The following is a 24,253-nucleotide window of genomic DNA, read 5'->3' as shown; positions in this document are numbered from 1 at the left end:
GGTAATAAATACAAGGTAGTTTATGGTCTAGGGTGAAAACTCTTCATTACGGTGGTAAGGTGCTTTCTATCGATGTGCGTATAGATTTCTGTACTTGTAATGCTTTCGTGTCCTAACATTAATTGTATAGCTCTCAAATCTGCTCCATTCTCTAATAAGTGAGTAGCAAAAGAATGTCTAAAGGTATGTGGAGAAATTTTCTTGTTTAAATTAATTTTTATGGCCAACTGCTTAATTATAGTAAAAATCATTGCTCTGGTTAATTGTTTGCCATTTCTGTTTAAAAATAAAATATCGCGTTGATCGTCGGCAATGGTTTGATGATTTCGAATACCATCCTTATATATAGCGATGTATTTAACAGTAGAATCTACAATGGGCACAAAACGTTGTTTATTGCCTTTACCTGTCACTTTAATAAAGCCTTCTTCAAAATATAAATCAGAGATATTAAGATGCGTCAATTCGCTAACCCGCAAACCACAGCCATATAAAACTTCTAAAATGGCACGGTTACGTTCGCCTTGCGGAGTACTTAAATCTATAGCCGCTATAAGTCGGTCTATATCGGTTTCACTTAAAGTATCGGGGAGTCTACGGCCTATTTTAGGGGAGTCGATAGTATCTAAGGGATTCGTTTCTCGATACCCTTCAAAAATTAAATAATTAAAAAAGCCTTTTAAACCTGATATAATTCTCGATTGAGAACGCGGATTAACCGTTTTTGCAATAGCATAAATACAATCTTGTACGGTGCTTTTAGAAATTTGAATAGGAGATATTGTTATCTCATTATTTTGTAAATATTTACTAAGCTTAGTAACATCGAGACGGTAATTATTAATAGTGTTCTCAGACAATCCTCTTTCTATTTGTAGGTATAAACAGTAGTCTTTTAAGGCGTGTTCCCATTTCATAAAATCAAAGGTATTCATTAATTAAGAATTAATTCAAATTAATTTATAACTACTTGATTATAAAGGCTTAAGTGGGTAACGGTTAGTAACTATGTTAATAACTAAGAATAAATCGTTAAAATTATGATAATTTTTACTTATTTTGCGTTAGTTTAATCAATTAAAAAATAATAATATTATGAAAAAAATTATTTTATGTGCTGCAGTAGCAGTATTTGGATTTTTAAGTGTTAGCGCACAAGGACAATTTAAAGTAGGTGCTAATATAGGATTACCAGTAGGTGATTTTAGTGACTTTTACTCATTAAGTGCAGGTTTAGATGTCGCTTACTTAGTAGACGTGTCAGACCAGTTTAAAGTGGGTGCTGCGACCGGTTTTATGAATGTTTTTGGAGAAGATTTAGAAACTACTTTTGGAGAATTTACTGTTACAGCTGAAGCTGAAGACGCTCAATTTGTACCATTAGCCGCTGCTGCTAGATTTATGGCATCAGATAATTTTTATGTTGGTGCAGATTTAGGATACGCAATCGCCGTAGATAGTGAAGGAGAAGGTGGTCTTTATTACCGTCCACGTGTAGGTTATAATTTTACTGAAATGATTGGAGTTAACTTGTCATATACAGGAATCTCTAACGATGGCAACTCCTTAAACAGTGTTGGACTAGGAGTAGAGTTATCTTTCTAAGAAACATTGTAAATTAATATTAAAACCGAAGTCTACCGCTTCGGTTTTTTTGTATTTTCCATTTGTTAATACTAACTAAGAAATTCTTAAATTTTCGGTAAATCTGTGTTAACAAAAGTTTAAAGCATATCTGAATATCTTTATTAATTTGTTGCTTTGTATCGAACAACTTAAAACAGATATTATGAAAAATTTATGTATGGCTGTGGTAATTACGGCTTCTAGTTTATTTAGTGTTACGGCACAGAATACCAATCCAACAAGAGATGTACAATTTGGAGTTAAGGGTGGAGTTAACTTTTCTACTATAACCGGAGATAATTTTGATGATCTAGATTCTAGAACAAGTTTTAATGCCGGTTTGGTTGCAGAAATACCTATAACAGAACGATTTTCAATTCAGCCAGAAGTATTCTATTCGGGACAAGGTTTTGACATTAAAGAAATAGATCAAGACAATGTTTTTGATACAGATCAAAATATAGAATACCAACTAGATTATATACAAGTACCAATTTTAGCTAAGTTTTATTTAGTTGAAGGGTTAAGTATTGAAGCCGGTCCGCAATTCGGATTTAAAATTAATGAAGAAATCGATAGTCAACCAAACTCAGACGGTGGAGATACTGATATAAGTAATGAGAATTCTTCTGTAAAAGATTTTGAAACTAGTATAACTGGTGGGTTAAGCTATAAATTTACTAATGGATTCTTTATATCTGGTAGATATACTTATGGATTAACGAATCTTTTTGATGATGATTCTATCTTAAAAAACGTGGATGCTAAAAATGCAGTGGCACAAGTAGGTCTTGGCTTTATGTTTTAAGACCATTATCACTTTTAAAACGATATCTATAGTTTTATAACGCTAATTACGTTTAAACCTGAACAGTACTTTTACTGTTCAGGTTTTTTTTGTTTTTACCGATAATAGATACAAAACGTGTTCAATTGTTAAAAAAATCTAGCATAAGGCTCTGGTGTTTTTTAGCACTTAATTCTTACGCTTATTAACAATTTGAATCTTAAGTTGTTAGACATAGCGCGACTTAACACGGTCTTAAAAGTCTGTTAATTTAGTGATTTTGGGTGTTAAAAATTATTCTACGACCTTGAATATGCTCTAACTTTGCAACTTCAAAATAAAATAAACATATTATGAAAAAATTATTTTTTGCTGCTTTATTAGCAGGATTTGCATTCAATACAGCGAGTGCTCAGGACGAAGAAGGAACTAAAGGTTTTGCAAAAGGAGATGTTTTTATGTCTGGAAGTGTAGGATTTGAAAGTGATTCTCAAGGTGACACATCATTAAAAGGTTTTACAGTAGCACCTAGAGCGGCTTACTTTATCTCTGATAACATTGCTTTAGGAGCAAAATTAGGGTATACTTCGTCTAAAGAAGAAGATGAAGGTTTCGCAACAACACAAGAAACTGAAGTGACAGCTATCGAAGCTGGTGTTTTTGGACGTTACTATTTTACACCTGCTAGCCAATTCTCTATTTTTACAGAGCTGGGTGCGGGGTATGTTCACTCTAAATATGAAGAGACTGGTGATCCAGAAATTAAAGCAGATGGTTTTAACGTAGCATTCGCTCCAGGAGTTAGCTACTTTATCTCTAATAACTTTGCTTTAGAAGCCTCTTACGGTTTAATTAGCTACAACTCTGATAAAGTTGATGTTGATGGCGCGGAGTCTAGAGATCGTTTTAATGCTGGTTTAGATTTAGGAGACATTAACTTAGGGCTTGTTTACAAATTCTAATTAGTATCAAACTATTTATTATAGAAAGCCGAAGTTTAAATACTTCGGCTTTTTTTGTACCATAACTTTTGTATTTTTGGTTAGACGCATAATATCTAACCACAGATTATAAATTAATAGCAGCTATGAAAAAACTAATTATAATAAACGGCCCGAATTTAAATCTATTAGGCAAACGCGAACCCAATGTTTACGGTAGTTTATCGTTCACCGATTTTTTTGACGCTGTACAAAAAAGGTACCCAAATTTAGCTATAGAACATTTTCAATCTAATATAGAGGGGGAGCTTATTACAAAACTACAAGAATGTGGCTTTACGTACGACGGTATTATTTTAAATGCTGCAGCGTACACACACACATCGGTAGGTATTGGCGATGCCGTAAAAGCAATAGAAACACCAGTGGTAGAAGTGCATATCTCTAATACTTTTGGTCGCGAGGAATTTAGACATCAGTCGTTTGTATCGCCAAATGCCAAGGGCGTTATTCTAGGTTTTGGATTGCAAGGGTACGAGCTCGCTATAGAAAGCTTTATGTAAGTAGCTAGATGCTCTTGTAGCCTCTAGAATTACCAAAAGGTGATCTACTATAAGTTATTCGAAAGGGCATTAGCACCGTTTTGTTAAGCACTTATGTTAGAGTGTAATAATCCTTAAAAACGACTATCTTATTAGCGACCAAAATAGTTAATTAAAATGGCTATCTCAATTTCTGTTTTATTTTAACTTGCAGCAAAACTATAAAGTATACAAACAAAAAAAATGCGATTGTTTCCAATCGCATTTTTTAGTATTTAAAGGCCGTGAATTACACGATAATGTTATAAATGTATTACTTCGCCGTAAGCATCTGCTACCGCTTCCATAACCGCTTCACTCATTGTAGGGTGAGGGTGAACCGTTTTTAATACTTCATGACCAGTAGTTTCTAGTTTTCTCCCTAAAACCGCTTCCGCAATCATATCGGTAACACCAGCACCAATCATATGGCAACCTAGCCACTCACCGTATTTAGCATCAAAAATTACTTTTACAAATCCGTCTTTCGTTCCTGCAGCACTTGCTTTTCCAGAGGCCGAGAAAGGGAATTTTCCAACTTTAATATCTAATCCTTTTTCTTTTGCTTGTTTTTCGGTTAAACCAACACTAGCAATTTCAGGAGACGCATACGTACATCCTGGAATGTTTCCGTAATCTAAAGCTTCAACATGTTGTCCAGCAATTTTTTCAACACATAAAATACCTTCAGCACTTGCTACGTGAGCCAGGGCTTGTCCCGGAGTCACATCACCAATAGCATAATAGCCAGGAATATTTGTTTGGTAGTAATCGTTAACCAATATTTTATCTCTATCTACAGCAATGCCAACGTCTTCTAAACCAATACCTTCAATATTTGTTTTAATACCAACGGCACTAAGTACGATATCGGCTTCTAAAACCTCTTCGCCTTTTTTAGTTTTTACAGTTGCTTTAACGCCATCGCCAGAAGTATCAACATTTGTCACTTCGGCGCTTGTCATTATTTTTATACCACTTTTCTTAAATGATTTTTCTAATTGCTTAGATATATCAATATCTTCAACCGGAACAATGTTTGGTAAATATTCTACAACGGTAACCTCTGTTCCCATAGCGTTATAGAAGTAAGCGAACTCAACACCAATCGCACCAGAACCTACAACAATCATTTTCTTAGGCTGTTTCTTCAAGGTCATTGCTTCGCGGTATCCAATTATTTTTTTTCCATCCTGTGGTAAGTTTGGCAACTCACGAGAACGTGCTCCAGTAGCTACAATAATATGGTCGGCACTATATTCTTTACCATCAACGTCTACTTTTTTACCAGGTTTTAGTTTCCCAAACCCCTTTATAACGTCAATTTTATTCTTTTTCATTAAAAACTCAACCCCTTTGCTCATCCCTTGTGCCACATTACGGCTACGGTTAACAACAGCGTCAAAATCTTTATCGTACTCTTTAACCACTAAACCATAATCGTTAGCGTGCTTTAAGTATTCAAAAACTTGCGCAGATTTTAATAAAGCTTTTGTTGGGATACATCCCCAGTTAAGGCAAACGCCACCAAGGCTTTCCTTTTCAATGACAGCGGTTTTTAAACCTAATTGCGATGCTCTAATGGCAGTAACATAGCCTCCAGGACCACTTCCAAGAACAATAATATCGTATTTACTCATTGGTAATTTTTTAATTTGTTTAAAGAAGCTACGAATTTACAAAACTAAGCGCTAATATTAAATTGTACGTCTACATTTATTTGGGCGTGCCCTAAAGGTCGTGCTTTACGCTCTATCTTTTTATCGAAAAAATAAAAAGGATGCCGCTGCAATCACTCACGCAACTAGAACTTGGTGTACTATTCAATTTTAAAGATGTTTTACTGAGATTTACAGTAGTATTTATAGCGCCGTATTTCATCGTATTACAATCCGCAATTTATTTGTTAGTGCTTATTTTTACTCCTCTTTTACTACACACGGCACGAGTAATCCTATAAACAGTTTTTCAAGATTAATTTTTTAGAAACTATTATTTCTTCAAAATGGCAAACAATATATTGCAAAAATAAGGTGGCTTATTTGCTTAGTTTTAGAATTCTGAGTGCCCCTTGAATTACTAAAACAAAAACAATAATACCAATAATTAAATCGGGTTTGTTAGAGCCCAACCAATGCACCATAACTCCTGCAGTGATTACGCCCAGATTAATAATAACGTCGTTAGAGGTAAAAATAAGACTCGCTTTCATGTGTGCATCATCTTTGCTTTTCGATTTTTGTAAGATATACAGGCAAATTCCATTCGCCAAAAGTGCAAAAATGGACACAATAATCATTGTCGAAAAATCAGGAAGTGTTTCTGTACCAAAAAAGCGTCTTAAAACCTCTAAAAACCCTATAATAGCAAGCGTAATTTGAAAGTATCCAGCAATTTTAGCAATGCGTTTTTTTTTAATAAGTGATCCGCCTACCGCAAATAAGCTAATTCCATAAACAAAACTATCGGCGAGCATATCTAAACTATCGGCAACAAGACCCATCGATTTAGAAATTAACCCCGTTGTCATTTCTATAATAAAAAACACAAAATTAATAACTAATACAGACCATAACAGCGTTTTCTGATTAGTGTTTTCCTCAAAATCTGTTTGAGTGGTAGCTTCGGTAGAGATTCTGTGTCCTCCTAAATTTAGTCCACTAATGGAAGCTTCAATGTCTGTTACCTCGCGGCTGTGATACACAGTGAGTTGCCGATTTGGAATATCGAAATCTAAATTTTTAACCCCAGAAAGACCATCTAATTTCATTCGGATAAGATTTTCTTCCGAAGGACAGTCCATTTTAGTAATTTTGAAAACAGATTTCTTCATTCCCCTTTTACATTTTAATTTGTATCGACGAGTCCAAAATTACGAATAATAAAAAGAGGCAACCCCATTGGCGTAGATACTCTTTTTAGTCTGATTAATGTTACACATACTTTTATCTTTTAGAATTACCACTGGAAGAATACAAATATAACGGACTTTTGTTACGTTTAGAAATAGTAGTTTATGGGCGGTTTAATGTTACCTGTATTCTGGGTTTTCAAAATTCCAACGTTCACCGTTATCCCATTTTTCCCGAGAGTTTCCGTAATTGGGATAACCATTGTTGGCTTTAAGCAGAGCGGCTAAGTGGAGTAGGTTATAGGTCATAAATGTTATGTTTCTATTGGTGAAATCACTATCAAACCCAATAGGGGTCTTTAATTTTTTACCTTTACAATCCGTATCACCATAACTTGGTCCCGGCCCAACTTTGCCAATCCATCCTGAATCTGCTTGTGGCGGAATGGAGTACCCCACGTGTTGCAGCGCATATAAAATACCCATTGCACAATGTTTTATTCCATCTTCATTTCCAGTAATAACACAGCCCGCTACTTTACCATAAAAAAGGTATTGCCCTTTATCGTTGGTTTTGCCACTCATAGCGTATAATCTTTCAATTAGTTTTTGAGCCACAGAAGACTTTTCACCAAGCCAAATGGGAGTTCCCATTATCAATATATCTGCTTTAAATACTCTTTCGAATAACGATGGCCATTCGTCCGTTTCCCAGCCGTGTTCCCTCATATTGGGGTAGACACCACTAGCCACCTCGTGGTCTATTAAACGAATGTCGTCAATCTGGACCTTTTCCTTAATCATAATGGCTTTAGAAACCGCCATTAAGGATGCTGTATGGCTCGTTTCAGGTGATTTTTTTAAAGTACAATTAATGTAAACAACGCGTAAAGGGCTAAAGTCAATCTTCTCCATATTAGTTTTTTAATTGATGCAACTTACAGTAAGGTAGATGGTTGTGTTATTAATACTCTAATTTAGTAAAAAAAGATGAAAGGAATAATGGAGTTCGTAGGCGTGAGAGTTTTTGTGGTTGGGCTAAAATAGCTTGCTTCTTAGCGCAGCTACTAATTGAACGCCGTTTTTCTTTATATTTTTTTTCGTTATACTTAATAAAATAAATTAGGAGTATTAAAAGTACCAAAGCTGGTATTACTAAGCGATTTATGCTGTTTGTTTTTAAAATTATAGGTGTAAGTACTAAAGCTATTTAGGTAAGTTGTTGCTATTTTTAGAGCTCTCATTACACTCATAAATAAAAAAAAAGTACTCAAATTAATAGGAGTGAATGCTCTTTCAGATAGACTATTTTATAAGCTGTTTTAATCCTTTTTTATTAAGGTTAAACTTTCTTTTTCTCCATATTTGCTCATAATAAATTGTAACAAACTATCGCCAAATTGTAATTGACATTTTTTTTATCGTATCACTAGCTTTTTGATACCTCTACCTTTGTTCGTTTTTATTTCAACGGTATAGAGACCTTCTCCTAAGGAATTGGTATCGACTTTGTATTTATTTGTGGTTAAAAATAAATGACCAAGCATATCATAAACCTTAACGGTTTCTAATGTTGTATTGTTTTCTAGTTGAATAGTAAATTGCTTTTTTGTCGGGTTGGGATACAGTTTACTACTGAAAGGAAAATCCTCTTGTTGAATGTCTAAAATAGATAACGATTCACAATCTACAATTTCACTAATTCTTAGGCCATCTGCTATAACAGTTTCGTTAGCATTTGTATTACTTATTGCTAAACTCACTTGTTCTCCGGCTTCTAAATAATATGTCTCTAGCGAGACCCAATTTCCCCTTCTAAGTGACATATCGATACTAAAATTATCGGTAACCCCAGAATGGGTGAAACTTGCCAGGGCATTTGTTGCGAAATTAGGTTTACTAACCCAGCGTGTAAAGATCTCGTAGGTACCAGCTGTGTTTATTGTAGCGTTAAACACAGCACTGGACGGGGTTGTGGTGTCTGCAGAGAGATAGTTATCGCCATAATACCCTAATATATTGGTGCTAGGCAGCCAATTCCCGTTTAAAACCACATTAGTGGCGTCGTTATTATCTATTATTATTATTATTATTATTATTATATCGTTTGTATTTGCCTGACCGTGGATGTAATCGCTAATGGCTTGACCGTGATATTGACCATTTAAAAGATACAAATCTTTAGTCCATTCTACACCATCTGTACGATTATTAAACCCCGTTTCTATGGTAACATTATAGTGTTTCGCGTTATCGTAATTTGTTACAATATAATCTTGTGAAATGGCATTGTAGAGGCTGTAATATATCTCTTCGGTACCTTGGTAGTTCCCTATATGCTTAACGGTTTCTGTAACAAATCGTGTATTTATATAATGATGATCTGAATCATAAATGTAATAGAACAGGCTTTGACCCGATGGAGGTGGAGAGTGTGAGTCTACAAAGACACTAAAATTATTAAGTTGTGCCGTAGAGTCAATCCAACTTTTAGCAGCATTTACTGCATTCCAATGCGATTGGCTACTTAAAGAATGCCAGTCTCTGTTAAAATCTACAGGAGTTTGGTCTTTTCCCGATCCGCCATTATAAGCGTGATCAACGTCCATAATAGGAACGATATAAATGATAGCTTCTTCACGCAGTCGAATCGCACTTGGGTGGTTAGAGGCAAAAAAGTCCAGCATTCCCATTAAGGAATAGTTTCCAGGATTTTCAAAGGCGTGCATTCTTCCAAGCATCCAAATCAATTCTTTCTCGTTATCATTAACACAATCGTCCGTAATTTTTACTAATTTAACGGCACGACCACCTTCACTCTTCACTTATTGCCAAGTCTGATACAGTAACATAACTTAAATCAGAAATATTACTCACATCCGTAATCATATTAGAATAGGTATATGGATATGAATGTGCGACATAAACGGAAGATGATTGTAGTGGAATTGTGAAATTGTTAAGGTTTGTAAGCGTGGTTTTTTCCCAATTTATGTTGTCGTAACTATAAACAATAGTAGGGCCACTCCAATGTGCACTGACTTCTAAAGTTAAAGGTAGAGCAGGGTTTAGGCCAGAGATTTCTACGTAATAACTTATGTTTTTGGTGTCTCCGCCCTTTAATTCTGAAACGATATGTACCTCATTTTCATCGGTATCGGTAAACGCTGCAATACCATTACCACCTTCAAAATTAGAGTTTACAGTAATTTGTGCAAACAATAAACTGGTAGATGAAAGAATAAATATTAAGAAAGTTATTGCACTTTTTAGTCGTATGCATCTTTTCATTTCCATAGGTTTATCAATTAGTGAATGTGCGTGCTTTTTTAATTTTTAAACAGTTGAGTATAGATAAGAATCTTTCTTTTATTTAAGCTTAAGTTTCTTGATTATGTTAGAGCAGTGTGGCATTTTGAAACAAAATCTGTAAGCTATTTTAATCCTTTTTTAATAAGGTTAAAATTTCTTTTTCTCCAGATCTACTCATAATAAATTGTAAAGTATCGTTATTTAACGTCTTAATTTCAACACCAATTTCCAATTTTCCTTTTGGTGTTGAGTAAAGTAAACCGTTAGCTATTTTATAAACCCCAGATTGCTCTTGCGTATCAATTTTAGAAGTATATGTTTTATCCTCCTTAAAATTGAAATAGACGTTATTATTACATCTGTTTTTTCCTGTAGATTCAGTAATCCATTCCGTACACGTCCACTCACCGGTAATATTCTTGTAATTTTCTGTATTGTCACAGTTAAAAAGTAGTAAAGAGAAGACGGCTATAATTAATTTTTTCATACTGTTATTTATATTATTAGGGTATTTTCAGGTGTGCTCTAAATAATTATTGTACTTTAATTACTCGAATTTATGACCATAAAATTTGGCTAAAATAAGTCCGTTGTTTAGGCTCTTATTATAGTTGAAATTACAATCGTTTAAATTTATCTTTTCAATCTTAATCCAAACGAATAACTCTTTTTGGCTAGAATATTCGTTTGTTATTTCTTCTGTTTTAAGGATTTCAAGTTGAAACTTGGCATCTGAATTACAAATAGCATAATTATAATTGTTGTTTTTTATACTGATATAAAAGTCATCATTTGATTTACCGATGGTCTTTATTCCTTGACCAAAAACGGTAGTAAATTCCGTTTCTGAAGAAGTGTCGTATAATGGCGCTCTTATTAAAAACTGATTATCACCATTCTCTTCATTTAAAATAAATCGTAAATAGCGATGTGGGTCGGTTTGGTCGCCATCGGGATAAAGATATCCTATACTAGATTGATAGGCTGCAAAACCATATCTCCAGTTTAAGACCTCATTGCCAAGGTGAGCAGAAAATTGAGGTGTGGTTTTTTCTAAAAAAGAAGCGTAATCCTCTTCCAGAATTTCTGTATCATCTTTGTCACAAGAAAAAAAGGAGAAGCTTAAAGCAAAAATTATTATTAGTTTTTTCATTTACTTGTTGGTGATTACACATTTCAGTTTAACCTATTTTATAGGCCCAAGGAATACTATTTTGTTTTCTTATTAAAATTATTTATGCTTTATCAATTGGAGTAAAACCCGTGTAATTGTTTTAAATTGATTATTTGATAACGGCAACAAGATATACAATATAAATAATATAGTATTGTGAGAAGTTTTTTAATCGTTATTTTATTGAAAAAATAATGTTAGGCGACTTTTTTAAGGGAAGAGACAGGCTTTATTAGTACAGTGTTTTACGTAAAGAATTATCCTATTTTATTACGGTTTACATCTTCGGGCCTTTGTCCGATAGATAAACTTGAGAATGGTAAAAATAGAAAAAGAGGTACTTTTTTATAGTCGGTTGTTTAACTAACGCATTGCTTATTAAAAATGCCGCAATTAAAAATTATAGTTGTAAATAATCTTGTAAGTGCGGCATTTGTTATCTGGTTAAAATAGGTGTTCTAATGTTTCCAATTGTCAGCATTTTTTGAGTATTTTATATAAAACTTATTCGAATCATAAAATTTAAAATGCTTACTCTTTAAAACACTTTTTTGGTCGCAATACGCGTCATATCTAGATTCTAAAAACTCTGATTCTGGATAGTTGGTGACGGCTGAAACAAAAAACTCATTGTCCACAACTTTTGAGTTTTCTTTTATCTGGTATGCAATTCTATTGCTAAAGACAATTGGGCTTTTATCTGCGGTATAAGACTTGGTGCTTATTTCTCTTTTATTTGGGTATTTCAATAAATCACAATGTCTTACAAGCGCATCACTAATATCATATTCCGAAATTATTTTGGAAGTTTTTGAAGGAATAGCAATACGTGTGTTTTCTTTTATGGAGACGGAATAACCTACCAAAGAACTTAAATTAGAAGTGCTTGAACTTTGTGCTTGGTTTGTTTGTAATAAGTTAAACAGATTTAATCCTGTGACGGCCACGGTAGCAGTTTTTGTTTTTGATGATGTCGTAGAATTGCCTTCTGAGGTCGTAAAGGTTCTGTTTTTAAAATAATCGTAAGCAAAATCATTTAATATAAAATGACTTTCGTTTAGTTTAACATATATAGTAGTGTCTGTTTTATTGTAGAAATCAAAACCAATGTTTCCGCCATTTGCCCATAAATGATAGGTTATTTTGCAGTTGTCATCTTCAAAGAAGAACTTATCGGCATCTGTAATTGATTTTGTAACGGGTTTTACATTATATAGTTGATAAAATGAGTTTGAAGCGCAAGACGAAAATAGCACCGTCGTTACTACTAGAATACATAGATTTTTAAATTTCATTTCTTAATTGATTTATAGTGATTTATAATATTTTATATTGATTAATTGTGACCTTGATAGTAGTCCGGTTTTTTCAAAATAAGGTACAAATAGTAGGTCATTGAGAGGCACTTTGAAGGCACCCTTTATTCTAGTGTTGAACCATCCATAAATATTATTTTTTCAGGGATCCAAACCACTTTTAGAGCCTCCATATCTTTACCTTTTAGTCGGGAGTCTTCTGTTCTAAATTGGTTGTATGCTGTCGAATAAGTGCCTTTAAACGTTTCTCCAGTTGTAATGGGATCGTCAATTGTCAAATTAATAGACTTAATCTCTGTGTCGAATAAATCTCGAATAGATACTGCGCCTTTAAAAGTCCTTATGGTTTTATCTGTCTTATTTTCAAATGCAAAGCTATATGTTAAATATTTCTGATAGTTGTATTCTTCATACCCCTTATCGTACATTGCTACAGTGAGTGCTGCATCCAGTTTTTGTCTTTTATGCTCTCCTTCTAGTTTCTTTTTTTCTGCGCGTTTTTTTTGTTCTTTTTTGTAATTTTTAGCTTCTTCAATAATTTCACCGTAAGTTTTATCATCGAGAGTTGCGTCGATCCATTTAGCTCTCATAATCCAGCCCGCCATTAATTCTGTATCTTCTTCACTAATATCACTAGTTTCTTTAATGTCTTTGGTGTCTTCTACCAAGGTATCTTCATTATATTTTTTGTCTAAAGGACTTGAGCAGGATATTAAAACCCCTATTAGCGACAAAGCTATCAGTGTTTTTTTCATTATGGTAGTATTTACTATGTCGTGCTAAAATCATCAATTGTGTGTTGGTAACCTTACGGTTATCCGTATTCATGGTAAAATAGGTGTTTTTATGGGGTGTTTTTAGTGAAGGAGCTGACTTAAAAAAAAACGAATCACTTATATAGTTTAGATTACAGTGGTTTTAAATGAGTGACGATGTATTATGAAGAGGCAAAAATAGAGCCAAAAACTACAGTATGACTTAAGTATAAATGCAGTAGTTTTAGAGGTGCTATTGTGAATACTCTTTTATTAGTAATCGATTTTTATTTCTTTCTCAAACGCCTTATTACCTTTTTTATTAGTTTTTACTCCGTTAATAAAATAGTTGGCTAATGCTTCTTTTAAAAGTGACTCGGGATTAAAACAATCATAATTATTGACGTTAAAAACGATTGCCGAGCAATAAAATATGCGTCCATATTTTGGTTTTCCATTCACCTTCAAAAGTTCAGTTTTTTTTTCCTTTCCACCGACAGCAACCGTAAATAAGGCATCTTTGTGGTCCAATAGTTTTATGTTTTTCCAAACTAAATAGCGTAGTTTATCTTCCGTTTGAATCGTGTTATTCCACTTTCCGTAGGTACTAAACATAAAACGTTGCAAGTCTGTTGCCTCGTATTTTGGCGTAAATGCCATTTCGTGAACTAGTAATGAATCGGTTTTGTTAAATTTAAACGTAATAGAATCGAATATTTCAAAATTATTTTTTTTTGAGTTACGCTTTTGAGAACTACAAGATAGACAGAGTACAATTAATGTTAGTAGGAGAATAAGCGTTTTCATATGTGTTATTGAGAGGTGTTTATTAATAAGATCTTCAGGTTTTGTTACAGAGTTAAACTAAAACAGACGCTGTACAGCGGTTTTATTTCTCAATTTAATTAGGAGTTACAAATGCGCAATTATGGTTGTTGAAGTCCTAAATATAAGTAATTTTGTATTATATTGGGTAATGTGGTTTATTCTTTATTGTTAATAAGTGCATTGCCAAAATAGAGAACAGATACACTAATTAAAAGACAAGGAAATAATCCTGACACGAAACCAGTTGGAAATCCGAGTTTGAAAATCACAAAAATAAAATAAGCAAAATATCCACATCCAAATTTTAGCATACGTTCCATTCCATTTATGTTTTGTGTCAAAAAAACTATAAAAAAGGGAATAAAGAAACTCAATAAAATGCCACCAAATAAACTGTTCATATTAGCATTTGAATCTAATGTTAAAAATCCGATGACGCCCATTAAAACTAGATTGAGTGCTAATAGAAAAAGGCCGTTTACCAATTTAGTTCCGATATTTTTTTCTTTTAGCGAATTGTTATTCGAAAACAATTCTTTTATATCAATTTCCAATACGTTACAAATTAGGTTTAGTGTTTTTCCTCTGGGTTCATTTTCGCTATTTTCAATCCGTTGAATTGTTCTTAAATTTATTTTGGATAATTCTGCTAATTCTTCTTGAGAAAGACCTTTAACTTTTCGAGTCTCACTAATTTTTTTTGCAATAAAATTCATTTGATTATACTTTTAATTTATTCTAAAAGTAATGATTAGGTTAATAATTGATAACGGTTGTGGTGCGACTTTTATACGACATTTACAGTGTCATTCAATGTCGTGAAATTGCTATCAATTGGTTTACAACGGTACTGTAAGTTAAGAACGCATTAATACGCAATCTCTTTTATTTCAAAAACACGCTCTTCGGTTGGGAGTTTTAAGGTGGCTTTGTCGCCTACTTTTTTATTGACTAATATTTTAGCGATAGGCGAAATAAATGCTATTTTACCTTTAGCAATATCAGCTTCATCAACGCCCACTATCTGATAGTTTTTTACTGTCATAGCATTACCAATTTTAAGAGCGACTAATGCGCCAAATCGCACTTCGTTTTGAGGTTGTTTTTTAAGGTCTACAATTTTTGCTGTAGCAATACGGTTGTTTAAGAGTTGTAATTTTGCATTAATATGGTTGACTGCAATACGTCGTTCTTTCTCGTTGGTGATTTCTAAATGTTCTCTTTCGGTGGTTAAGGCTTCTCTTTCCTCTAAAAGCGCATTCATTCCCACTTGGGTGACGTAATTTATAACGCCGTCAGGTAAATCCGCTCTTGGCGGCACCATTGGTACTTCTTCTTGGTCCTCTTCCTTAACAAATCCTCTACTCATTATTTAGTTCATTTTTAAGTGTTATTTACTTCTGTCCTTCATAAATTTAAAACAATTAAATGACTAGTCAAAATGAAACTGAAATATGTTAGTGTTATTACAAGTATTGAGGCTAAGCGCGTTGACGATAATATAAGGCATTTACTTTTTTAATTCATCTGATGCGAGGTGTGAACCTTAGAAGCCGGAATACGGTTTTTTTTTGATGTCTTTTTTGTATAATCGCAATCCGTATTAATCATTATTTTCTTATCAATTTTCCAGTAGTTGATTAAAGTTTCTTTATAATTTAACTTTCCATAGTAATCGATACGATACTTTTCATAAAATAGTCCACTAGGTAACGTCTTTTGTAATTTCCATTTTTCGTAAGGGGTCGATAATTCAAATAGAGGTAAATGAAATGCTGTTGCTCTGTCAATAATGTAGTACTTACTTGCGAGTTTATGTCTTTTTTCCTTTTTTGGTTTTATTGATGCAAACTTATATTTACCATATGTTTTTCCTTTAATTAAGGTGTCGTTAAGTTTAAAAAAATCGTATTCTTCTGTTCGGTATTTAAAATCATTTCGATATTTATAGACATCTTTACACTCTATATTTATAAATTCTGCGTTATTTAAATCGGTTTTTAAAAATGTTGTGCGCGATGAGATTCCGTTTTCATCTTTAAAAATCATAGAATAATGCAGACTATCCAAATCGGTTATTATTGCAGAATAGTTATTTTTCTTTGAGTTCGTCAAGTAATACTTTTTAAACGTCTCGTTTTTTTCGTTGGATGAGCTACTCTGGACTGTAAAAGAATCTTTGTAAATGATTATTTTATATTCTAATAAATAATCAAATTCATACTGTTGTTGCGAAAAACAAAGTGTAGAGCATAACATAAAAAGTGCAGATAGTAGTGTCATCGTTTTGAGGTGTTTTTCTTGTCGGTTAGGTAATTCTTATTTAATTCGGCCTGTAAAATGTTCCATCGTTTTATAGATGCCTAATGCTTTACCAGCAAACCAATCAAATCCATTTATAGATAGTATAGCTTGGCCTAAGCGTGTAAACCTGTAAATGTAGCCAGGAATAGTTATCATTTTTTTGTTGTTTTCAATGGCTTTTATAATGGTTAAGGCAGAAGCTTCAGGGTCGAGAATAGGTATCTTAGATTGTACGCCATCAAACATACCCGTTTTAATGTAATAGGGGAGTATGGTGGTAACATTCACGCTTTTATTCATTTGCTTCATTTCCAAGCGTAAACTATCAGACCAGCCAATTAATGCCCATTTACTCGCCGCATACACAGACATTTTAGGGTTCGAAATCAAGCCGCCAGAGGATGCGATATTACAGATATGGCCAGAATTGCGATGCATCATTTCGTTTAAAAACGCCAGTGTAACATACATTGGCCCGTTGGCATTAATAGCCATTGTCTTCGAAATATCTGTTACCGAATGCGCGCTGAAAAATTTACCAACAACAATTCCTGCATTATTAATTAAGACATCTACTGACCCTATATCCTGTTTTACTTTATTCGCTGTTTCTTGTACGTGTTCACTATTAGAAACATCTACATTAAAACCAGTGACCATACCTATATTAGAATATTCCAAAATCGTAGCATCGATATTTTTCTGATTGATATCCCAAATAATGACTTTAGCATTGCGTTCTAAACATAAACGCACCATTATTTTCCCAATTCCAGAGCCTCCGCCTGTAATTAATACTGTTTTTCCTTTAAGTTTTTTCATTGTTTAAATCTGAAATTTAATAGCACTATATCCCATCAAACAAGTTGTATTGTTGCAAGACATAAATTCTATCTCTGCATTAATTTTAAAAGTAGTGGTGTTTGTGATTTTAATTTTTTGTTTGAAAGTGGTTTGCGTACTAAAGGACTTTATATCTAGTTTAAAAATAGAATCGTAAACAGTATGTCCTTTTTCTTCTGAAGTATTTCCTATTAATGTATAATGATCACTCTTTTCAAAAATAAACACAGTAGGTTCTGGTCCGTTGTTAAGAACAGTTTGCGAGTATAAATGGTACTTGTCTTCAATGTTAGCCACGATTATTAGTTCGTATTCGGTTTTCGATAGTTTTCTGGTGTCTGTAACCCATTTTACAGGTTCAATAATTTTAAGCGGAGTAACCGTTGTTTTAATAGTTTTAATGGCTGCTGGAATTTGCTTTTCTGTACCCATTACATCACTACTACCATTCGGTTTCTTGTCTTCGTTTTTGCAGCTTATAAAAATAAAAAGTACTAGAATTACGGTTATATTTTTCATTGTTGGTTATGTTTTGAAAACTTAATTTATTATATACTTACGCTAGAGCATTGGTTATTATCATAGTTATTTCAAATAGTCGTAAGTTTTTTATCCGTAGAGTTTAAAATTAAATAAAAAAACCAGAACTAATAATAGAATTCTGGTTTTTATAAATTATTGTTTCTCATACGTTGAGTTTTCTATAATGTCCCAGGAAATTTCTGTTTCAGAAATTTTAGTAAAACTGTAAACCGTTGTTTGTCCTGCGGTATAATTAGATGTAAGTTTATAAGTGTTACTCGTTATTTCCTCTTGAGTTGAGACTTCTTGTTCAGCATCAATATAAAATTGTAATTGTCCTCTATGACTTATTTCATTGCTCATATTAATTATAATTAAATCATTTGAAGTGAATTCCCAACCCATTTCGCCTAAACTAGAATCTTCTAGCAGCCATTTTCCTTGTATCCAATTAGGAGGATTAATTTGTATGTTGGAGTTATTAGAAGCATTGTCATCATCAGATGAACAATTAAATAATAGAAAGAATAAAATTGCTAGTAATGGAGTGATTTTTCTCATTTTTTAAGTTTTAAAATTAATTACCAATATCTAATTAAAGTTTATATTGTTATTACGGGTTTCCATAATTTAATAAATATAACTCCTGAAGAACCCTAATGCGTTAGTTAAATAGTAAAGTAACGCTTAGAAAAATTAAAAAATCGTGTGTTAAGTTTCAACTATATTGGGGAGTTAATCTAATGATTCCAGGTAAAAGTAGATTAGATTATCATTTTCTAAAACAATTCATAGTTATAAAAAACATATAACAAAAAAAACACCCCGTTTTCAAATGAGAAAACGGGGTGTTTTTATAATATATAATCTGTGCTTATTGCTTTACCAATTCTGTACCGTGTAAAAATCGGGTTTTAGATTCATAAATCTGAAGTCTTGTATTTACTTCACGATCCGATTTATCTCTTAGGGACTTTGTAATGTACCGCCCCTTGGTAGTATTAAAATCTAAAGAGTATTTCGCGCTAATATCATTATCCGTATTAGTAGAGAAACTAATTATGTTTTTTACCGCCTTCCAATGTCCTTTACCATAAATGTGCACTTCAGGCGGGATGCCTTTAACTGCATTAGAAAATGAATGAAATACAAAGGTGCTGTCCGTATTAAGCGTTAAGTTGTAATCTATACTATGGGCAAAATCTTTACCAATACTGAGCCTATACGTGCCCGCTAAGGTACTTGGCTGTGCGGTGGTATGCAAAGCAAAGAATAGAAATAAGACAGAAATTGTGAATTTCATAAGGTGTTCTCGTTAGTTCATAATAAAATACTATTTATTTTTTATCTAAGGCAACACTCACCGAGTTTACGCAGTAACGCGTTCCAGTTTCGGTTGGGCCATCATTAAATACGTGTCCTAAATGACTACCACAATTAGAGCATACAATTTCGGTACGCAGCATGCCGATAGTTTTATCTTCGATATAGTCAACGCTTCCTTTTATAGATTCGTCAAAACTTGGCCATCCGCAATGGGCATCAAATTTACTGGAACTTTCAAATAATTGCTGACTGCAAGCTGCGCATTTATAGGTGCCATCATCGAACACTAAATTGTAGGTTCCCGTGTTAGGTCTTTCTGTTCCTTTTTCTCTTAAAATTTTATATTCTGCGTCTGTAAGCTGAGCTTTCCATTCGGCTTCCGTCTTGTTTACTTTATATTTACTCATTTTCTGGTATAAATTTTAATGCTACTCCGTTTACACAATGTCTTTTTCCTGTGGTTTCACTTGGGCCGTCGTTAAAGACGTGACCAAGATGTCCGCCACAAGTAGCGCAATGTTCTTCAGTACGCGCTTGGCCTAAATCGTAATCTACAGAAAACGATACGTTACCTTTAATTACTCTATCGAAACTTGGCCATCCCGTTCCCGAATCAAATTTGTCTTTTCCTTTAAATAGTGGCGTATCGCAAGCTACACAAACATACGTTCCGTTGCTATATTCTTTGTCTAACGGACTAGAAAAGGGGCGTTCGGTTGCTGCTTTTCTTAATACTTTATAAGCCATTGGTGATAATTCCTGTTGCCACTCGGCTTCCGTTTTAGTCACTTCAAAGGTTTCTTTGTCTTGTTTTTTCTGTTGTGCATTACCGTTACAATTAAATAAAAAGACGGTAAATAACAATATAAGGGCGTTTTTCATAGCTATCATCATTTAATAAGTTTTTTATAATAGTCGTAATAATAAGGATTGTATTACAAACTATTTTTAATTTTACCTTAATTTTTTTTTATATCTTTAAAAGGAAGTTAGTGGTGATTGGCCTGAAATTTGATTCAGTCTAAACTAGCAAAAAAAGTGATTAATTAAATGTATACTTTTTTAAAACGAACTTTATGTAATTTTATAATCTAAAAATAACTCTTAAAACAATGAAACTTAAATCAGCTATACTAACCGTAGTAACACTAACCATGTTTTTCTCGTGTTCTACAAACCCATTTACAGGAAGTAAAACATTGGCATTAGTACCCAACTCTCAGTTGTTTCCTACCGCATTTGCGCAATACAATGATTTTTTAGGAGAACATAAAGTGATTAAAGGCACCAAAGATGCCGAAATGATAACCCGTGTGGGGCAACGTATTGCCGTAGCAGCAGAACGCTGGTTAAACGCGAACGGTTACCAAGGGTATTTAACCGATTACAAATGGGAATATAATTTAGTAAACGACGAGCAAGTAAACGCGTGGTGTATGCCAGGAGGAAAAATTGTGTTTTACACAGGGATTTTACCCGTTGCTGAAAATGAAGCAGCGATTGCAGCTATTATGGGACATGAAGTAGCACACGCTTTAGCAAATCACGGACAACAACGTATGAGTGCTGGACTGGTGCAACAAGCTGGAGCAGTGGTAGGAAACATTGCTATAAAAGATGAAAACACTAAAAATATTTTTAACCAAGCCTACGGTGTAGGTTCTCAAGTTGGAGTGATGTTACCATTTAGTAGAGGTCACGAAACAGAAGCCGATAAAATTGGACTGTATCTCACCGCAATTGCGGGGTACAACCCAGATGAGGCTGCAAATTTATGGAGGCGTATGGCGAAAGCGAGTGGCGGACAAGCACCGCCTGAGTTTTTAAGTACTCACCCTGCAAACCAAACACGTATTAACGAATTAACGCAACTAGCACCGGCAGCCAAAGCCGAAGCGAAAAAATTTGGCGTGACTTCTTTTAGAGTAACCAATAAATTTTAAAAGTAATTTGTATATAACTTTATAGAATTACTTATTTTCGAAGCCACTCTTAAAACCGAGTGGCTTTTATTTTATGGCACATTTAGAAAAAGGAAGTAAAAAATTATTGAATGCTTGGGCGTTTTACGACTGGGCAAATTCGGTATACACATTAACTATTGCGTCGTCTATATTTCCCATTTTTTATTCGGCATTGTTTGCAGACGAAATTAAGAAAGTGTACGCTTTCGGCTTCGAATTTAAAAGTACGGCGCTTATTATTTTCGTAACAGCATTTACCTTTTTGGTGGTCGCGGTTACCTCCCCTTTACTATCAGGTATTGCCGATTATGTTGGCAATAAGAAAACCTTTATGAAGTTTTTTTGCTACGTGGGTGGTGCCGGTTGTATTGGCTTGTATTGGTTTAGCTTAGAACATATTTATAGTAGCTTACTCTTTTATTTTATGGGTCTTATTGGGTATTGGGGAAGTTTGGTGTTCTACAATTCCTATTTGCCAGATATCGCGTTCTCGGAGCAACAAGATAAGATTAGTGCCAAAGGATTTTCTATGGGATACATTGGAAGTGTTTTGCTATTAGTAATAAACTTAGCAATGGTAATGAGCCAAGAAACAGGTGAAGCTAAAATGCAAATGATGCGTTATTCGTTTTTAATGGTAGGAATATGGTGGATTGGATTTAGTCAATATACCTTTTATATACTACCTAAAGGAACCTCTAAAGGTCATAAAGTAACGGCTTCCGTCGTTTTTAATGGTTTTAAAGAGTTGAAATTGGTATGGCAACAACTACAGCAAAACTTACGCCTAAAACGTTATTTAGTTGCGTTTTTTGTGTTTAGTATGGCGGTTCAAACCATTATGCTTGTGGCCGTTTATTTTGGTGAAGAAGAAATTGCGTGGCCTGAAGATGGAAAAACAATGGGGCTAATAGCCAGTATATTAGTTATTCAGATGGTAGCCATTATTGGTGCTATTTTAACCTCTCGAGCTTCAGCTAAATTTGGTAACATACAAACATTAATTGCTGTAAATATTATATGGATGGGACTTTGTTTCTATGCGTATTTTATGGAAACCCCAACGCAGTTTTATATTGCTGCCGGTTTAGTGGGGTTAGTAATGGGAGGTATTCAATCGTTAGCCCGTTCCACCTACTCTAAATTTCTACCCGAAACGATTGACACCACATCCTATTTTAGTTTTTTTGATGTTGCAGAAAAAATAGGAATCGTTATTGGTATGATTATTTACGGAACGATCGATCAGATTACTGGTAGTATGCGAAACGCGATACTATTTCTGTTTGTTTTCTTCCTAATTGGAATCATTTTATTATTTAGAGTGCCACGAGGAAATATGTGAATTTAAATTATTTACGTATGTTTGTTGAACTAATTAATCAATAAAATAGATGAAAAAACTAAAATTACTTTCTTTTTTAACACTTTCCGTGCTTTTAATGACAACACTCTCGTGTGAAAACGAACCTTTAGATCCTGATTATAATTTTGATATTGATGGTTCGGTAGCCGACGGTGTTAATGACGATGGTTCTGGCCCTTCGGGTGGTGAGTCTACTGGCGATTATTGGCCAATGGCGGTTAATAACGTATGGAATTACGATTATACTGTGGACGATGAAGCGCAAGACGATTACGTTATGGAAATTGATGCTAATGTAGATTACCAAGGCAACTCGGTTTTTAGATATTTACAATTTATGCCAAGTGGTACAGCAACAGATGGAACTGAGTTTGACGGTCTTGACATTTCAACATATTCTAGAAAAAATGGTGGTGACTATATCATGACTATAGGAGATTTACAAGCCGATTATTTAGATGGTATGTTTACACTAACTCAAAATGGTTATAGCGTTATTATGCTAAAAGATTATTTAAATGCGGGAGCAACGTGGACGTCTTCGGCACAAACAGTAACCAGTTATACTTCTCAAGATCCTAGTTTACCAACTATACCAGATGTGGTAATAAATTTAGAGTACGATTTTGAAATTTTAGAAAAAGGAATCTCTTTAGATCTTAATGGAGTAACCTATAATGATGTGATAAAAGTGGGATCTACTTTAAGTTCATTTAGTCCTGATTTTCCTGCTCAAGTGATTAGCGCAGAATCAGAATATTTTTTCGCTTTAGATATTGGACTTATTAAAACAGTATCTTATACTAACGATGAAGCAGACGGTGTTGAAACGGTCTCTATTATGGAAATAAACAATTATACTTTAAATTAAAGCTTAATGGGTGTAATTAAGTAGAATATAAAACAAAGCCTCAATCTTAAGATTGAGGCTTTGTTAGTTTTCGAGTAAAAGTGATTTTGCTCTAAACGATTAGAACTGTTGGATGCTTCCAGAACCATTTACCTTATTATTTTTATTGCTTGGCTTGCCTTTATAAACGATATCACCCGATCCTGTAACCTTAGCTTTTAAACTGCTTTTACAAAGCAATTCAATATCTCCAGAGCCTGTTACTTTTACATTAGCCGTAGACGCATTTAATTTGAAGGCGTGGATATCTCCAGATCCCGTCACCGAAGCTTCTAGAGTATCGGTGTTTCCTGAGAGCGTGATATCTCCAGAACCAGTAACAACTACTGTAGTGTCTTTAGCTTCAATATCTAAAATAATATCTCCAGAGCCGGCTAATTTGGTTTCAAAATCGTTGCTTATAATGGTGTGTTTGCTCGTTATATCTCCCGATCCTGCTAGCGACACGTCATCAATATCTTTAAATGGAATGGTAATGGTAATTGTTTTATTGAAACTCGTTCTTAAATTAATATTATTTTCGGTTTTAATTATTAAATCATCACCGTTTACTTCAGTAATAATATAGTCTAAGAGGTTTTCTTCTCCTTCAATAGTTAGTGTGCCTTCTTTCCCTTTTACTAAAACAAAGTCCCACGATCCGGCGCATTTAATACCGGCATAATCTGAGGTGCTGCGAGTAATTGTAATTATGTTTCCATTGCCCTTTATGGTCTTATTACTCCATTGGGCGTGTGTGGTGGTTATAAATAATAAAGCGGTTATAAATGCGAAAAATAGTTTCATAATAGTAAGGTGTTTTTTTTATGGTTTTTAAATAGATTGATAACGACGTTAATTGATTGTA

The 24,253-nt window shown here is 33.8% G+C and carries 28 protein-coding genes; 7 read left to right on the top strand and 21 right to left on the bottom strand.

All coding sequences use genetic code 11. The features are described 5' to 3' along the window. Positions 1 to 20 precede the first annotated feature (20 nt). Entirely contained in the window at positions 21 to 917 is an 897-nt protein-coding gene (gene xerD, locus ES676_RS10600) for a site-specific tyrosine recombinase XerD (RefSeq protein ID WP_148370378.1), read from the bottom strand. A gap of 178 nt (positions 918 to 1,095) precedes the next feature. On the opposite strand from xerD, the gene ES676_RS10595 reads away from it, so the two are divergent. The 4 genes from ES676_RS10595 (at position 1,096) to aroQ (ending at position 3,917) form a co-directional block, all read left to right on the top strand. Then, positions 1,096 to 1,605: an outer membrane beta-barrel protein gene (locus tag ES676_RS10595; protein WP_148370305.1), complete on the top strand. Its 510-nt coding sequence runs from the start codon at positions 1,096 to 1,098 to the stop codon at positions 1,603 to 1,605. A 184-nt stretch (positions 1,606 to 1,789) separates the two neighbouring features. Further along, entirely contained in the window at positions 1,790 to 2,434 is a 645-nt protein-coding gene (locus ES676_RS10590) for a porin family protein (RefSeq protein WP_148370304.1), read from the top strand. A gap of 332 nt (positions 2,435 to 2,766) precedes the next feature. Further along, entirely contained in the window at positions 2,767 to 3,375 is a 609-nt protein-coding gene (locus tag ES676_RS10585) for a porin family protein (RefSeq protein ID WP_148370303.1), read from the top strand. Positions 3,376 to 3,500: 125 nt separating this feature from the next. Then, positions 3,501 to 3,917 carry a type II 3-dehydroquinate dehydratase gene (aroQ, locus tag ES676_RS10580; protein ID WP_148370302.1) on the top strand — a complete coding sequence of 139 codons (417 nt, stop codon included), beginning with the start codon at positions 3,501 to 3,503 and terminating at the stop codon, positions 3,915 to 3,917. 281 nt (positions 3,918 to 4,198) lie between these two features. Here aroQ and lpdA read toward each other — a convergent pair whose 3' ends face one another. The 19 genes from lpdA to msrB (ES676_RS10485) all read right to left on the bottom strand — a co-directional run bounded on the left by lpdA (position 4,199) and on the right by msrB (ES676_RS10485) (position 20,048). Then, positions 4,199 to 5,575, bottom strand: coding sequence for a dihydrolipoyl dehydrogenase (gene lpdA, locus ES676_RS10575; RefSeq protein ID WP_148370301.1), 1,377 nt, complete (start codon positions 5,573 to 5,575; stop codon positions 4,199 to 4,201). A gap of 398 nt (positions 5,576 to 5,973) precedes the next feature. Continuing rightward, complete coding sequence (locus tag ES676_RS10570; protein ID WP_148370300.1) at positions 5,974 to 6,768, bottom strand: cation transporter; 795 nt, start codon at positions 6,766 to 6,768, stop codon at positions 5,974 to 5,976. Positions 6,769 to 6,966: 198 nt separating this feature from the next. Then, positions 6,967 to 7,701, bottom strand: coding sequence for a flavodoxin family protein (locus ES676_RS10565; protein ID WP_148370299.1), 735 nt, complete (start codon positions 7,699 to 7,701; stop codon positions 6,967 to 6,969). Between the two features lie 503 nt (positions 7,702 to 8,204). Next, complete coding sequence (locus ES676_RS10560; protein ID WP_148370298.1) at positions 8,205 to 9,611, bottom strand: golvesin C-terminal-like domain-containing protein; 1,407 nt, start codon at positions 9,609 to 9,611, stop codon at positions 8,205 to 8,207. Beyond that, on the bottom strand, positions 9,601 to 10,077 hold the full coding sequence (locus ES676_RS10555; protein WP_148370297.1) for a cytosolic carboxypeptidase N-terminal domain-containing protein: 477 nt from the start codon (positions 10,075 to 10,077) through the stop codon (positions 9,601 to 9,603). The genes ES676_RS10560 and ES676_RS10555 overlap by 11 nt, the downstream gene beginning before the upstream one ends. Before the next feature lie 148 nt (positions 10,078 to 10,225). After that, on the bottom strand, positions 10,226 to 10,585 hold the full coding sequence (locus ES676_RS10550; RefSeq protein WP_148370296.1) for a lipocalin family protein: 360 nt from the start codon (positions 10,583 to 10,585) through the stop codon (positions 10,226 to 10,228). A 60-nt stretch (positions 10,586 to 10,645) separates the two neighbouring features. Next, entirely contained in the window at positions 10,646 to 11,251 is a 606-nt protein-coding gene (locus tag ES676_RS10545) for a hypothetical protein (RefSeq protein ID WP_148370295.1), read from the bottom strand. Positions 11,252 to 11,730: 479 nt separating this feature from the next. Then, the gene (locus tag ES676_RS10540) at positions 11,731 to 12,567 is read right to left on the bottom strand and encodes a hypothetical protein (RefSeq protein WP_148370294.1); all 837 of its coding nucleotides are present in this window, start codon (positions 12,565 to 12,567) and stop codon (positions 11,731 to 11,733) included. 125 nt (positions 12,568 to 12,692) lie between these two features. Continuing rightward, complete coding sequence (locus tag ES676_RS10535; RefSeq protein ID WP_148370293.1) at positions 12,693 to 13,343, bottom strand: hypothetical protein; 651 nt, start codon at positions 13,341 to 13,343, stop codon at positions 12,693 to 12,695. Between the two features lie 273 nt (positions 13,344 to 13,616). Beyond that, a complete protein-coding gene (locus ES676_RS10530; RefSeq protein ID WP_148370292.1) occupies positions 13,617 to 14,150 on the bottom strand; it encodes a hypothetical protein in 534 nt (177 codons plus the stop codon). A 176-nt stretch (positions 14,151 to 14,326) separates the two neighbouring features. Next, positions 14,327 to 14,887 (bottom strand): helix-turn-helix domain-containing protein, encoded by a 561-nt coding sequence (locus tag ES676_RS10525; protein WP_148370291.1) that lies wholly within the window; start codon positions 14,885 to 14,887, stop codon positions 14,327 to 14,329. A 152-nt stretch (positions 14,888 to 15,039) separates the two neighbouring features. Next, positions 15,040 to 15,540, bottom strand: coding sequence for a GreA/GreB family elongation factor (locus ES676_RS10520; protein WP_148370290.1), 501 nt, complete (start codon positions 15,538 to 15,540; stop codon positions 15,040 to 15,042). A gap of 149 nt (positions 15,541 to 15,689) precedes the next feature. Continuing rightward, complete coding sequence (locus ES676_RS10515; RefSeq protein ID WP_148370289.1) at positions 15,690 to 16,454, bottom strand: hypothetical protein; 765 nt, start codon at positions 16,452 to 16,454, stop codon at positions 15,690 to 15,692. Positions 16,455 to 16,490: 36 nt separating this feature from the next. After that, entirely contained in the window at positions 16,491 to 17,297 is an 807-nt protein-coding gene (locus tag ES676_RS10510; protein WP_148370288.1) for an SDR family oxidoreductase, read from the bottom strand. Positions 17,298 to 17,300: 3 nt separating this feature from the next. After that, positions 17,301 to 17,837 carry a protein-disulfide reductase DsbD domain-containing protein gene (locus tag ES676_RS10505; protein WP_148370287.1) on the bottom strand — a complete coding sequence of 179 codons (537 nt, stop codon included), beginning with the start codon at positions 17,835 to 17,837 and terminating at the stop codon, positions 17,301 to 17,303. Between the two features lie 156 nt (positions 17,838 to 17,993). Further along, positions 17,994 to 18,401 (bottom strand): hypothetical protein, encoded by a 408-nt coding sequence (locus ES676_RS10500; RefSeq protein WP_148370286.1) that lies wholly within the window; start codon positions 18,399 to 18,401, stop codon positions 17,994 to 17,996. Positions 18,402 to 18,714: 313 nt separating this feature from the next. Beyond that, a complete protein-coding gene (locus ES676_RS10495; RefSeq protein ID WP_148370285.1) occupies positions 18,715 to 19,143 on the bottom strand; it encodes a hypothetical protein in 429 nt (142 codons plus the stop codon). 34 nt (positions 19,144 to 19,177) lie between these two features. Then, complete coding sequence (gene msrB / locus ES676_RS10490) at positions 19,178 to 19,573, bottom strand: peptide-methionine (R)-S-oxide reductase MsrB (RefSeq protein ID WP_148370284.1); 396 nt, start codon at positions 19,571 to 19,573, stop codon at positions 19,178 to 19,180. Continuing rightward, complete coding sequence (msrB, locus tag ES676_RS10485; RefSeq protein ID WP_148370283.1) at positions 19,566 to 20,048, bottom strand: peptide-methionine (R)-S-oxide reductase MsrB; 483 nt, start codon at positions 20,046 to 20,048, stop codon at positions 19,566 to 19,568. The genes msrB (ES676_RS10490) and msrB (ES676_RS10485) overlap by 8 nt, the downstream gene beginning before the upstream one ends. Before the next feature lie 230 nt (positions 20,049 to 20,278). Between msrB (ES676_RS10485) and ES676_RS10480 the strand changes: the two genes are divergently transcribed. From ES676_RS10480 to ES676_RS10470, 3 genes are all read left to right on the top strand, one after another. Further along, positions 20,279 to 21,109 (top strand): M48 family metallopeptidase, encoded by an 831-nt coding sequence (locus tag ES676_RS10480; protein WP_148370282.1) that lies wholly within the window; start codon positions 20,279 to 20,281, stop codon positions 21,107 to 21,109. A gap of 73 nt (positions 21,110 to 21,182) precedes the next feature. Then, on the top strand, positions 21,183 to 22,475 hold the full coding sequence (locus tag ES676_RS10475) for an MFS transporter (protein ID WP_148370281.1): 1,293 nt from the start codon (positions 21,183 to 21,185) through the stop codon (positions 22,473 to 22,475). 49 nt (positions 22,476 to 22,524) lie between these two features. Next, positions 22,525 to 23,367 carry a hypothetical protein gene (locus ES676_RS10470; protein WP_148370280.1) on the top strand — a complete coding sequence of 281 codons (843 nt, stop codon included), beginning with the start codon at positions 22,525 to 22,527 and terminating at the stop codon, positions 23,365 to 23,367. A 99-nt stretch (positions 23,368 to 23,466) separates the two neighbouring features. Here the strand turns inward: ES676_RS10470 and ES676_RS10465 are convergent, their stop codons facing one another. Continuing rightward, entirely contained in the window at positions 23,467 to 24,192 is a 726-nt protein-coding gene (locus ES676_RS10465) for a head GIN domain-containing protein (RefSeq protein WP_148370279.1), read from the bottom strand. Positions 24,193 to 24,253: the final 61 nt, after the last annotated feature.

This window comes from Bizionia saleffrena, assembly GCF_008086175.1.
GTDB lineage: Bacteria > Bacteroidota > Bacteroidia > Flavobacteriales > Flavobacteriaceae > Bizionia > Bizionia saleffrena.
Note: the sequence above shows the minus strand (reverse complement) of the source record. Positions and strands in the feature narration are given on the sequence as shown.